Genomic DNA, 11869 nt, shown 5'->3' with positions numbered 1-11869 from the left:
TCCCTGGCGCTGGTGGTCGCCCGCCTCGGGAGCGGACAGTCCCGCCGTCGTCGTCGCCGCGGCGTAACCCGGTGACCCCGACGCGGGCGCTCACTCTGTTCTCCTCGGTCGCACCGCGTTCGACTACCGCAACCAACTAATCCACCAGCAGATGCCCGATTTCACCGTCACACCGTACAGCGTCGAGGGCGAGGTCGACTACGACCGCCTCCTCGACCAGTTCGGCGCAGACCGACTGACAGACGAACAGTTATCGACCTTCCCGCAGCCGCCGCACCCCCTGCTCCGCCGCGGCGTGTTCTACGCCGGCCGCGACGTAGACCGGTTCACGAGCGCCGCCAGTCGCGGCGAGACCGTCTCGGTCGTGACCGGCCGAGGACCGTCGGGACCGATGCATCTCGGCCACGTCCTCCCCTTCTACTTCGCGAAGTGGCTGCAGGCGGAGACGGGCGCGTACGTCTACGTCCCGCTCTCCGACGACGAGAAGTACTTCTCGAAGGACCTCTCCTTCGAGGAGATTCACGACCACACGCGCGAGAACCTCCGCGACCTCGTCGCCGTCGGCTTCGACCCCGAGCGGACGCGCTTCGTCGTCGACACCGCCGACGCCGACGTACTCTACCCGCTCGCCGCCGAGTTCGCCAAGGAGATCACGCCCGCGACGGTCGAAGCGACCTACGGCGACCCGCCGAACGTCGGACTGGGGTTCTATCCGGCGATGCAGGCGACGCATCTCCTGTTCCCCCAACTGCTCCGCGGCCGTCACCCGACGCTCGTCCCCATCGCCGTCGACCAGGACCCGCACATCCGCGTCTGCCGCGACATCGCCGGAAAACAGCGCTACGACGTGGGGAAGCCGGGCGCACTACTCTCGAAGTTCCTCCCCCGACTGGGCGGCGGCGGCGGTAAGATGAGCAGTTCGGGCGACGACCCGAGCATCTACCTCACCGACGACCGCGAGACCGTGCGAGAGAAGGTGTCGAAATACGCCTTTTCGGGCGGTCGGTCGGACATCGACGGACACCGAGAGAAGGGCGGCGACCCGGAGGTCGACGTGGCGTACCAACTGCTGTTCTCGTTCTTCGAGTCGGACGACGAGACCGTCGAACGACTCGCGCGCGAGTACCGCACCGGGGAGTTGCTGAGCGGGGAGATGAAGCGGTACGCCGCCGACCGAATCGCCGACTTTCTGGAGGCGCACCAGTCGCGGCGGCCCGAAGGCGGGATTCGAGAGTCCGTCGAACCGTACCGTCTGACCGAGGACGAACGAGCGAAGGTGCGGCCGGACGTGTTCGGCGGAGTGTAGGCGTCCGAATCGGGTCGCTTCCGCGAGAGAAGTCGCTCGGTCGCCGGATAGTCCGCGAAACCGCCGCAGAAGGTTAATTCGACTGACGGCGTACCGACGCTATGAACCGCGCGCGGACGGTCGGGTTGTTTCTCCTCCTGCCGCTGCTGTTCGGGGCGGCGTTCCCAGCTATCAAAGCCGGACTCGACTACGTCCCGCCGCTGCTTTTCGCCGCAGGGCGCTACCTGCTGTCGGCGCTCCTGCTTCTCGGCTTCGCCGCCGCGACGAGCGACGCGTGGCTGCCGCGGACGCGAGACGACTGGGTAGCCGTCTTCGGCGCGGGCGTCTTCTTCATCGGCGGTACCGGTCTCCTGTACCTCGGCCAGCAGTACACCACGAGCGGCGTCGCCGCCATCATCTACAGTCTCATCCCGATTCTGACGCCGCTCATCGCGTGGGGGCTGCTACCGCACGAGAGCTTCTCGCGGCGGTACGTTCTGGGGCTGTTCGTGGGGTTCGTCGGCGTCGCGCTGGTGATTCAGCCCGACCCGTCGAACCTGTTCGGCGAGTCGGTCCTCGGCGAGGGACTCGTCCTGTTGGCGGCGACGAGCGTGACGCTCGGCAGCGTACTCATCCGCCGCTACCAGCCGACGATGTCCGTCGTCGCGCTCACCGGCTGGGCGATGGTTCCCGGCGCGTTACTACAGCTGGCGTTCAGCGCCGCCATCGGCGAGTCGCTCGCGGCGGTTCGCCCGACGGCGACGGCCATCTTGCTCCTGCTCTACCTCGCGGTGGTCGCCAGCGGCGTCGGCTTCGCCGTCTACTTCTATCTCCTGGAGACCATCGGGCCGCTGGAAGTGAACCTCATCTCGTATCTCATCCCCGTCGTCGCCGTCACCATCGGGTGGTTCTTCCTCGACGAAGCCATCACGACGCTCACGCTCGTCGGGTTCGGCGTCATCGTCGTCGGGTTCGCGCTCCTGCGCGGCGAGGACCTCGCGCCGATACTGCGTCGGCGATTCCGGAACCGGAGACGTCCGGCCGCGTGAGTGACGGTATCGAGAACCGAGGGGGCGGCGCTGAGGGAAATCTTAAACGGCTCCGACGGGTAGCACGCATCATGCAACACGTGAAGGTACCGCAGGACCGCATCGGTGTTCTCATCGGTGACGGCGGCGAGACCATGCGCGAGATCGAGAGTCAGGCGGAGGTCCGCCTCGACATCGATTCCGAGTCCGGGTCGGTCGCCATCGACTCGGTCGGCGACCCCGTCACGGGTCTCGTTGCGCCGGACATCGTCCAGGCCATCGGTCGCGGATTCTCCCCCGAGGCCGCGCTGTCGCTTCTGAACGACGAGATGCGGATGTTCGACCTCATCGACCTCGACGAACAGACGCGAAACAAGAACGACCTCCAGCGCCAGAAAGGTCGACTCATCGGCGAGAACGGCCGAACGCGCGAACTGATGGAGGAGCTCAGCGGCGCGGACGTCGTCATCTACGGCTCGACGCTCGGCATCATCGGCCAACCCGAGGAGGTCGAGGCGGTCCGCCGCGCGGCCGGGATGCTGCTCGACGGCGCACCCCACGGCGCGGTGTACTCGTTCCTCGAACGCAAACACAACGAACTCACCCGCGGATTCGACGTCTCCTCGGACTGAGCGCGACGCCTCCGAACCGTTGTCGACTACTTATACCCACAGCGAGCGGACGTTCGATTTCGCTGTCAAAGCTACACCGTGTGCCGTTTTGGCATAGCATCGTTCGATAGGTTTTTATAGAATCACAAACAATCCCGGAGTGATTATGTCTCAGCGACGCCGGATGGGCAATCAGCCCATGATCGTACTCTCGGAGGACAGTCAGCGAACGTCCGGAAAGGACGCGCAGTCGATGAACATCACCGCGGGCAAAGCCGTCGCGGAGTCGGTCCGCACGACACTCGGCCCGAAGGGGATGGACAAGATGCTCGTCGACTCCTCGGGCGGCGTCGTCGTCACGAACGACGGCGTGACCATCCTCAAGGAGATGGACATCGACCACCCCGCGGCGAACATGATCGTCGAAGTCTCCGAGACGCAGGAGGACGAGGTCGGCGACGGTACCACGTCCGCCGTCGTCGTCGCCGGTGAACTCCTCGACCAGGCCGAGGAGCTTCTCGACTCCGACGTCCACGCGACCACCGTCGCGCAGGGCTACCGGCAGGCCGCCGAGAAGGCGAAGGAGATTCTGAACGAGCAGGCAATCGACGTCTCCGAGGACGACCGCGAGACGCTCGTCAAAATCGCCGCGACGGCGATGACGGGTAAGGGCGCAGAGAGCGCCAAAGACCAGCTCGCCGAACTCGTCGTCGACGCCGTGCTCGCCGTCGCCGATGAGGACGACATCGACACCGAGAACGTCAGCGTCGAGAAGGTCGTCGGCGGCGCAATCGACAACTCCGAGCTCGTCGAGGGCGTCATCGTCGACAAGGAGCGCGTCAACGACAACATGCCGTACGCGGTCGAAGACGCCAACGTGGCGCTGTTCGACGGCGCGCTCGAAGTGAAGGAGACCGAGATCGACGCCGAGGTCAACGTCACCGACCCCGACCAGCTCCAGCAGTTCCTCGACCAGGAAGAGAAACAGCTGCGCGAGATGGTCGACAAGCTCGTCGACGTCGGCGCCGACGTCGTGTTCGTCGGCGACGGCATCGACGACATGGCCCAGCACTACCTCGCCAAAGAGGGCATTCTGGCGGTTCGCCGCGCCAAGAGCGGCGACCTCAAGCGCCTCGCCCGCGCGACGGGCGGCCGCGTCGTCTCCAACGTCGACGACATCGAGGAGGACGACCTCGGCTTCGCCGGCTCCGTCGCCCAGAAGGACGTCGGCGGCGACGAGCGCATCTTCGTCGAGGACGTCGAAGAGGCCAAATCCGTGACGCTCATCCTCCGCGGCGGCACCGAACACGTCGTCGACGAGGTCGAGCGCGCTATCGACGACTCCCTCGGCGTCGTCCGCACGACGCTCGAAGACGGTAAGGTGCTGCCCGGCGGCGGCGCTCCCGAGACGGAACTCGCGCTGCAGCTCCGCGACTTCGCCGACTCCGTCGGCGGCCGCGAGCAGCTCGCCATCGAGGCGTTCGCCGACGCGCTGGAGGTCATCCCGCGCACGCTCGCCGAGAACGCGGGTCTCGACTCCATCGACTCGCTGGTCGACCTGCGCTCCCGGCACGACGGCGGCGAGTTCGGCGCGGGTCTCGACGCCTACACCGGCGACGTCATCGACATGAACGAGGAGGGCGTCGTCGAACCCCTCCGCGTCAAGACGCAGGCCATCGAGTCCGCCACCGAGGCGGCCGTGATGATCCTCCGCATCGACGACGTCATCGCGGCGGGCGACCTCCGCGCCTCGACCGACGACGGCGGTGACGACGAGATGCCGCCGGGCGGCGGTGGCATGGGCGGCATGGGCGGTATGGGCGGCATGGGCGGCGCGATGTGAAGATCGGGCAACGCCCGATTTTCAGTGGCAGTCGAACGTAGTTCGACTCAGCCGATGTGAAGCTCGGCTAATTCACAGCCGTGACCCACCGCAACCGCTTCGAACCGTCTCTCGACCGTCGGCCCGTTCGCCGATTCCGCATTTTTCGCGTCGACCGCGCTTCCGAGTGGCGACGCCGTTTCTCGACCGACCGCGTCACCCTCGGCGTCTCGGCGGCACCGGCGTCCGAGTCGACAGCCGCCGCTCCCGCCGGTGCGACCGTCGCTTCCAAATACAAGCCCAACCGACAACTCGCTCATCTCCCAACACGCAGACAGGTGAGAGCCATGTCGGAGAATCGTCGGACGTTCGTTCGAGGTATCGCGACGACAGTTCTCGCAGCGGGAGTCGCAGGCTGTGCCGATATGGGCGGAGAGACCGGCGGCGACGGAGGCGACGAAGCCCAGGAGGGAGAGAACGGAACCGACGGTGCCGCGGACGCCGGCAACGAGACGACGGCGACCGAAACGGAGGAGACAGCCGAGAACGAGACCGCCGAAAACGAAACGGTCGAGAACGAGACCGCTGGCAACGAGACCACCGGGAACGAGAGCGACGTGGAGGGGACGGTCGGCGAGCAGTCACAGCAGGACCTCGAAATCGACCGACACAGCTACTTCCAGCGCGACGGGGAGAGCGGCGTGGAGGGAGTGATACGGAACACCGGCGACACGACGTACGAACTCGTTACCGTCCACGTCGCCCCTCGCGCGGACGAGAGCGACGACAGCGCCAGAGAGTACCCCGAACAGCAGGAGGAGTACCGCGATACGCTCGCCCCGGACGCGACGTGGGAGTTCGAGGTCGTCTTCGATGCGCCCGAGGGACGGAGTCCCGACAGCTACGTCGTCTGGGTGACCGGTCGAGAGGACGCCTAACCGGGCTTTCGATGGACCGCGTCGCCGACTCTGATCGCCGGAGGCGACTCTCGCTCCGCGGTGAGAGACAGCCACGAACGACAAAAGTCACATCCCGACCGTCGTGGTACGGTGTCGCGCATGACCGCAATCAAAATAGTGAAAGTGCTCGGCACCTCGGAGGAATCGTGGCAAGACGCCGCCGAGGAGGCGTTCCGAGAGGCGAACAAGACCATCGACGACATCAGCGGCATCGAGGTCGAAGACTGGACCGCAAAAGTCGAGAACGACGAAATCGTCGAGTACCATACGACAGTGGAGGTCGCGTTCCCGGTACACGGCCAAGAGTAGTAACGGATAGCCGAGAAGAGATGAGAGTCTCGTGAGCAGGGTGAGGCGGAGAAGCCGTCTCGCTTGCCTGTAGGCGACCCACGAGTCGCCCGCAGACGAAGCGAGCGAGCACGATGGGAGTCACGCGAGCGTAGCGAGTGTGACTACATCGTGCGAGCGAGGGTGAACGAAGTGAACCCGAGCGAGCACGATGGGATTTGAACCACCGGAACTTCGCTTCGCTCGTTCCGTAATTCAAATCCCACGTGAGTCTGTTCCGACACGCCTCGCTGCGCTCGGCGGTCTCTACGAGCACGATGGGAGTCACGCGAGCGTAGCGAGTGTGACTACATCGTGCGAGCGAGGACGAACGAAGTGAGTCCGAGCGAGCACGATGGGATTTGAACCCACGACCGTCGGATTAGAAGTCCGACGCTCTATCCAGACTGAGCTACGTGCCCTCGACTACGACGATTCGGTCCGACCAAAAAGCGATTGTGGTTCATCGCACCGCGCGAACAGCCGTGAGAGCGTGTGTCACCCGTCGAAGCGGTACAGCGACGTGACGTACGGAAGCCGATTGAACATCCAGTACGCGACCGGCAGACCGACGATGGTGACGGCCAAGAAGGCGGCGACGTTCGCCCAGAACCAACTCAGCCACCAGCCGACGACCACGAAGTACACCGCGCGGACGAGAAGCGAGCGCTGGCCGCGCGCCGCCTCCGGTTGGGTGCGCGAGCGGGGTTCTTTCAGGCTCAACACGGTGGGGACGAGGTTCGTGAGTTTGATGCCCAGCGGCAGGAGGACGACCGTCGCCGTCAGAAACCACGCGAGGTTGACCACGAGCGGCGTCGCCCACCAGCCGACGAGCACGAACCACAGCGCACGGACGAGAAGCGAACGGTCACTCATACGTGAACGAAGGCGCTGCCCGACGAAAAGCGTGCTGGCGTCCGCGAGAACAGCAAGCCTAAGTCCGCCCTGCAAGTATCGAGAGACGAATGAGAGTCATCGGTACCGTCGGCCTGCCCGGCAGCGGGAAAGGCGAGGCCGCGAACGTCGCACGCGAGACTGGAATTCCAGTCGTCACGATGGGCGACGTCATCCGCACCGAATGTCGCGCCCGCGGCCTCGACCCCGCCGAGCACCACGGCGAGATCGCCAAAGCGCTCCGCGAGGAGAACGGCCCCGACGCCGTCGCCGCGCGGTCGCTGCCGCTCGTCCGAGACCGACTGGAGAACCACGACGCCGTCCTCGTCGACGGCATCCGCTCGGGCGTCGAAGTCGACCGGTTCGAGGAGGCGTTCGGCGACGACTTCTACCTCGTGAGCATCGAAGCGCCGTTCGAGGTGCGCGCCGAGCGTCTCTCCGAGCGCGGCCGCGACCTCGGGGAGGACGACGGCGGCGAAGGGCTTCGCACCCGCGACGAACGCGAACTCGGCTTCGGGATGGGCGAGGCGATGGAACGCGCCGACGTGCGCATCGAGAACACCGACACGCTGGAGGCGTTCCGCGAGCGGATACAGGCGGTCGTCCGCGGTGAGACCTCGGAAGCGAGCGCCGAAGGAGAACGAACGCGATGATATACAGTATCGACGTCCGCATCGAAGCGCCCGTTCGGCCGACCGAGGTGACGGACCGCGTCGCCGACGCCATCACGAACCTCTTTCCGAACGCGGAGCTCGAACACGAGTCCGGCCGACTCGTCGCCGAGACGCACTCGCTCGACGAGTTCTCGGACCTCCTGCACGAACAGGAGATTCTCGACACCGCCCGCCGCGAGTTCGCGAAGCGGGGCGACGAGTCGGGCTTCTCGTTCGCGCTGAAGAAACAGGCGGCGCTGAAAGGCGTCGTCAACTTCGCCGTCGGTAACCCCGACGAACTCGGCGACATCGAGGTCCACGTCACCGTCCGCGACCCGAGCGTCGACGAGTTCGTCGACCACGTCGCACCGCCGACGAGAGACGGTCGCCCCCTCACCGACTGATGGCTTGGCGGCGGGACAAACCTGGACCGGCGAGCGTCCACGCGGCGGCGCTGATGACCGTTCTCGGGCTGACCGCGCTCGTCACCGGACGGGCGTTTCTCTTCCCGAGTCTCGGACCCTCGGCGTACGTGCTGGCAACCGGCATCGGTGACGAGGACAGCGCCCCGACGCGGGTCGTCGGCGGTCACTTCATCGGCGTCGTCGCCGGGATGCTCACGTATCACCTGTTGGCCGACGGCCTCGTCGCCACGCAACCGCTCGACCCGTTCTCGATGGCCGGCGTCCGATTGATGGCCAGCGCCACCGTCGCGGTGGGGTTGACGACGGCGGCGATGCTCGCCACCGACCTCCGACATCCGCCGGCCTGCGCGACGACGCTCATCGTCGGCCTCGGGCTGTTGACGAGCGTCGAGGAGGCGGTTATCATCATGGTCGCCATCGTGCTGCTGATGGTCGTCCAGCGGGGGTTGCTGGCCATCCGCCGCGCGACGGGACCGTTGACCGTCCCGTCGGACGAACACACGCCGGAAGCGTCGAAATCGAAGGGCGACCGCAACGTCGCCGACGAGAGTCGCGCCGGCGGAGAGAACGACTGAACCGGTGGTCGGTCGACCGTTCGGCGCGTGATTCGCTGGCAAACAGTTATTACTCGAACCGCGTATCGTCTTCGAAGAGTCGTATTCTGTCGGCTCTGAAAGAACTATGGATTTGGATAACTTCCTCGAAACGCACGGACCGAAGGAGGGCGGCGACGTCTTCCAGCGCGAGAACTCGAAGATGCTCGACGTCTCGCTGGACGGGAGCGTCATGGCGAAGGCGGGAGCGATGGTCGGCTACACCGGCGATATCTCCTTCGAGCGGAAGTCCGGCGGCGGACTGACGGGCATGCTGAAAAAGAAGGCGACCGGCGAGGGGACCGTGCTGATGCAGGCGACGGGGTCGGGTCACCTCTACCTCGCCGACCAGGGAAAGGAGGTCCAGATTCTCGAACTGGACGCCGATGACGAGATAAGCGTCAACGGCAACGACGTGCTGGCGTTCGAGGAGAGCGTCACGTGGGACATCAAGATGATGAACAGCATCGCCGGTACGTCGACGGGCGGCCTGTTCAACGTCTACCTGAAGGGGCCGGGTCACGTCGCCATCACGACCCACGGCGAACCGCTCGTGCTGCCGACGCCCGTCAGCACCGACCCCAACGCCACCGTCGCCTGGAGCAGCAACGTCTCGCCGAGCACGAAGCGGGACCTGAACATCAAGAGCTTCCTCGGGCGCTCCTCGGGGGAGACGTTCCAACTGCAGTTCGCCGGCGAGGGCGGCTTCGTCGTCGTTCAACCGTACGAGGAGCAGTCGCCACAGGAGTGAGTCGGACGCTATCGGTCGCCATCGGTCGCGGCCCAAATCCCGGCCCCAACCCCGACCCCGACCTCGTTCAGGGGACGAGCAACACCGCGACGGCAACGCCGATGAAGACGACTTTCAGCGCGGTGTTGACGGCGACGACTTTCGAGCCGAAACTCGCCCCCCAGATGCCGTACTGGAAGGGGATCGAGCGCTTGAACGTCGAGACGGCGAAGGAGACGATGCCGCCGAGAAGCATCGTCGCCACCGCCTGCCGCGGCGTGAACACGCTCCCGATCTGCGGCGCGATGGTCACCGCGCCCGTCGTCGTGTCGAACGCGAAGACGGCGATGACGGGCACCGCCGCGCCCGGAAGACCGACGAGCGTCGCCAGAGGGTCGGCCGCGCTCGTCAGCGCCTGTAGCGAGTTCGTCTCTACGAGCAGCGTAACGAGCGCGTAGACGACGGCGAGACGCGGGACGATGCGGCGGAGTTTCTTCCACGTGCTCGTCGCCGCTCCGCGGAGTTTCTCGGGCGTCGACTGCGCCTCGCGGTCCGGCGCGTCGATTTCGTCGGGCAGCGCCTCGGAGTTCACGTTTCGTCCCGACAGCAGCAGCGCGCCCGCCAGAATCCCGACGAGCGTGATGCCGAGCGCGATGGCCGCTCGCGCGCCGACGTACATGAGTCCGACGCGAAGCCCGAGGATGGGAATCAGCACCGGCGCGTAGAACGTGAAGATGTGCTGGACGAAGCCGAAGAACGTGTTGATGGTGACGGCGACGAGCGTCGCGCGGTCGTCCAACATCCCCGAGTCGCGGAACTCAGCGAGCATCCCGTACCCCGCCGTCGTCGACGCGGTGGTCGTCAGGATCGCCGTGCCGACTTCCCGCGGGAGGTTCGCGGGCCTCGTCAGCGGATACGCCAAGACGGTGATGTAGCGCACCGCGCCGAAAGCGACGGCGACGTTGGCGAGGAAGACGCCGACGCCGATGGCGACGGCGATGGTCGCGACGCGGGAGGCGACCTCGGCGAGAAACGACGGGTCGAGCGCCTGTACGACGGACTGCACGGTCTTCGGTCGGTACCGGGCGGCCAAATGGGCGTCGGTCGGCGACGGAGGGGAATCGCGCTCAGCAGGGAACGACGTCGTCGCCGTCGTCGCGTCGAACGTCGTCGTTCGCGACGACGTAGCGCGCGTTCGTCGCCCCGTCGGCCTCCTCGACGACTGTCTCGTTGCCGCTCTCTCGCTCTGCGGAGTACCAGTACGGATGCGTCACTTCGACGTGAACGCCGTCGGCGGTTCGGTCGGTCACGGTCGCCTCCTCGTCGGTGACCGTCGGCGTCGCCCCCCACCCCGTCAGGCAGGACGCCCCTTCGAGTCGCTCCGTGATGTACGCCTCCTCGGCTTCGAGCGCGCGTTCTTTCGCCTCCTCGTCGGGAACGGCGGACGAGGGTATCGCGGTCGGTTCGGGCGTCGGTGAATCGGTGGACGCCGAGTCGTTTCCGGTCGAGTCGGCGGGGTCGGCCGGTCCGGACTGGACACAGCCAGCGGTTCCGACGCCGAGCGCGACGCCGCAGAGTCTGAGGGCCTCCCGTCGACTGGAGGGCAGAGACATGACCGCCAAGTTGCAGGTGGCGGCTAAATGCTTTGTGCGGGAGTGACTCAGCCCCGGTACGCGTGCAGGGCGACCAAGAAAACCAAGAGCAGTGGTACGAGTGGAACCGCGACTTCGAACGGGACCAGAAGCAACGTCAGCGAGGCCATCACGACGAATTCGAGGACGACGAGAACGCTGATGACTTCGGAGGGGTTCGCCATCGCTGTGCGATTTCTGTCTCGACGTGATAACTCCCGGGGTGAGTCGGGGTCGGACAGCACACCCGCACACTCGCACATCCACCGGCACATACCGACGACCGGCTTACACTAACGACCGACGCGTACTGACGACTGATGCACGCTACGACAGAAACGCGCTAAGGACCGATTCACACCAACACGAGAACGACGCCGAACAGCACGAGCACCCCGAGCACGTCGCAGGTGTTCGTCACCACCGGGATGACCACGTCGTCGGGGTCGAGTTCGAGGCGGTAAGCGGCGTACGTCGCGACCAGCGTGACCACGATGGCGAGCACCGCGAGCACGGCCCCGCTGGCGGTGGCGACGAGAACGACGGTCGAGAAATCCAGCGCCGCACCGCCGACGAGCGTCTGAATCGCCCACGCGCCCGCGCCGACGAGCGGAAACAGCGTCAGCGAGAGCCCGATGGTAGCGACGGCGTTGCCCAACAGCAGTTCGTCGTCCGGGGCGAAGTCGAGCAGTCCGAGGTGGAACGCCGTCGAGAGACGCGCGGCGAGGATGCTCCCCAGATTACCCGCCATCCCGATGGTGACGGGCACGAGCACGAGAAGCGACGGGTACCGCAGCAGCGTCGACTCGAACGTGTCCAGCACGAGGCCGCTGGCGAGTTCGACCGCCGTCAACACGAGGAGGACGGGGAGCATCGTCCGCATGATTCGGCGGACGGTCCACTGCGTGTCG

The 11869-nt window shown here is 66.1% G+C and carries 15 protein-coding genes and 1 tRNA gene; 10 read left to right on the top strand and 6 right to left on the bottom strand.

Going from position 1 to position 11869, the window contains the following annotated elements; genetic code table 11:
* Nucleotides 1–151 precede the first annotated feature (151 nt).
* The 6 genes from FCF25_RS07370 to FCF25_RS07345 all read left to right on the top strand — a co-directional run bounded on the left by FCF25_RS07370 (nucleotide 152) and on the right by FCF25_RS07345 (nucleotide 6014).
* Entirely contained in the window at nucleotides 152–1306 is a 1155-nt protein-coding gene (locus tag FCF25_RS07370) for a tryptophan--tRNA ligase (protein WP_137047972.1), read from the top strand.
* Nucleotides 1307–1407: 101 nt separating this feature from the next.
* Entirely contained in the window at nucleotides 1408–2334 is a 927-nt protein-coding gene (locus FCF25_RS07365) for a DMT family transporter (protein ID WP_137047970.1), read from the top strand.
* 71 nt (nucleotides 2335–2405) lie between these two features.
* Complete coding sequence (locus FCF25_RS07360; RefSeq protein WP_117593576.1) at nucleotides 2406–2945, top strand: KH domain-containing protein; 540 nt, start codon at nucleotides 2406–2408, stop codon at nucleotides 2943–2945.
* 178 nt (nucleotides 2946–3123) lie between these two features.
* A complete protein-coding gene (gene thsA / locus FCF25_RS07355) occupies nucleotides 3124–4767 on the top strand; it encodes a thermosome subunit alpha (RefSeq protein WP_117593578.1) in 1644 nt (547 codons plus the stop codon).
* Between the two features lie 404 nt (nucleotides 4768–5171).
* Complete coding sequence (locus FCF25_RS07350; RefSeq protein ID WP_137047969.1) at nucleotides 5172–5684, top strand: hypothetical protein; 513 nt, start codon at nucleotides 5172–5174, stop codon at nucleotides 5682–5684.
* Nucleotides 5685–5804: 120 nt separating this feature from the next.
* Nucleotides 5805–6014 (top strand): dodecin family protein, encoded by a 210-nt coding sequence (locus tag FCF25_RS07345; RefSeq protein ID WP_117593581.1) that lies wholly within the window; start codon nucleotides 5805–5807, stop codon nucleotides 6012–6014.
* A 365-nt stretch (nucleotides 6015–6379) separates the two neighbouring features.
* Here the strand turns inward: FCF25_RS07345 and FCF25_RS07340 are convergent.
* Together FCF25_RS07340 and FCF25_RS07335 are read right to left on the bottom strand one after the other, a co-directional pair.
* A tRNA-Arg gene (locus FCF25_RS07340) sits at nucleotides 6380–6454 on the bottom strand.
* A 76-nt stretch (nucleotides 6455–6530) separates the two neighbouring features.
* A complete protein-coding gene (locus FCF25_RS07335) occupies nucleotides 6531–6908 on the bottom strand; it encodes a YccF domain-containing protein (protein WP_117593583.1) in 378 nt (125 codons plus the stop codon).
* A gap of 89 nt (nucleotides 6909–6997) precedes the next feature.
* On the opposite strand from FCF25_RS07335, the gene FCF25_RS07330 reads away from it, so the two are divergent.
* The 4 genes from FCF25_RS07330 to FCF25_RS07315 all read left to right on the top strand — a co-directional run bounded on the left by FCF25_RS07330 (nucleotide 6998) and on the right by FCF25_RS07315 (nucleotide 9348).
* Nucleotides 6998–7579 carry an AAA family ATPase gene (locus FCF25_RS07330; protein WP_117593585.1) on the top strand — a complete coding sequence of 194 codons (582 nt, stop codon included), beginning with the start codon at nucleotides 6998–7000 and terminating at the stop codon, nucleotides 7577–7579.
* On the top strand, nucleotides 7576–7983 hold the full coding sequence (locus FCF25_RS07325; RefSeq protein WP_117593587.1) for an RNA-binding domain-containing protein: 408 nt from the start codon (nucleotides 7576–7578) through the stop codon (nucleotides 7981–7983). Before FCF25_RS07330 ends, FCF25_RS07325 begins: the two co-directional genes overlap by 4 nt.
* Nucleotides 7983–8579 (top strand): HPP family protein, encoded by a 597-nt coding sequence (locus FCF25_RS07320; RefSeq protein WP_137047967.1) that lies wholly within the window; start codon nucleotides 7983–7985, stop codon nucleotides 8577–8579. Before FCF25_RS07325 ends, FCF25_RS07320 begins: the two co-directional genes overlap by 1 nt.
* 106 nt (nucleotides 8580–8685) lie before the next feature.
* A complete protein-coding gene (locus FCF25_RS07315; RefSeq protein ID WP_117593591.1) occupies nucleotides 8686–9348 on the top strand; it encodes an AIM24 family protein in 663 nt (220 codons plus the stop codon).
* Between the two features lie 67 nt (nucleotides 9349–9415).
* On the opposite strand, the gene FCF25_RS07310 is transcribed toward FCF25_RS07315, so the two are convergent.
* The 4 genes from FCF25_RS07310 to FCF25_RS07300 form a co-directional block, all read right to left on the bottom strand.
* Nucleotides 9416–10393 (bottom strand): nucleoside recognition protein, encoded by a 978-nt coding sequence (locus tag FCF25_RS07310; RefSeq protein WP_137047965.1) that lies wholly within the window; start codon nucleotides 10391–10393, stop codon nucleotides 9416–9418.
* Between the two features lie 61 nt (nucleotides 10394–10454).
* Entirely contained in the window at nucleotides 10455–10940 is a 486-nt protein-coding gene (locus tag FCF25_RS07305) for a hypothetical protein (protein ID WP_137047963.1), read from the bottom strand.
* Between the two features lie 47 nt (nucleotides 10941–10987).
* The gene (locus FCF25_RS15560; RefSeq protein ID WP_168191218.1) at nucleotides 10988–11143 is read right to left on the bottom strand and encodes a hypothetical protein; all 156 of its coding nucleotides are present in this window, start codon (nucleotides 11141–11143) and stop codon (nucleotides 10988–10990) included.
* Between the two features lie 170 nt (nucleotides 11144–11313).
* Nucleotides 11314–11841, bottom strand: a complete 528-nt coding sequence (locus tag FCF25_RS07300) for a magnesium transporter (protein WP_117594192.1) — start codon at nucleotides 11839–11841, stop codon at nucleotides 11314–11316.
* Nucleotides 11842–11869 lie beyond the last annotated feature (28 nt).

The sequence above is a fragment of the Haloprofundus sp. MHR1 genome (assembly GCF_005155585.1).
In the GTDB taxonomy this organism is placed as follows: Archaea; Halobacteriota; Halobacteria; order Halobacteriales; family Haloferacaceae; genus Haloprofundus; species Haloprofundus halophilus.
Note: the sequence above shows the minus strand (reverse complement) of the source record. Positions and strands in the feature narration are given on the sequence as shown.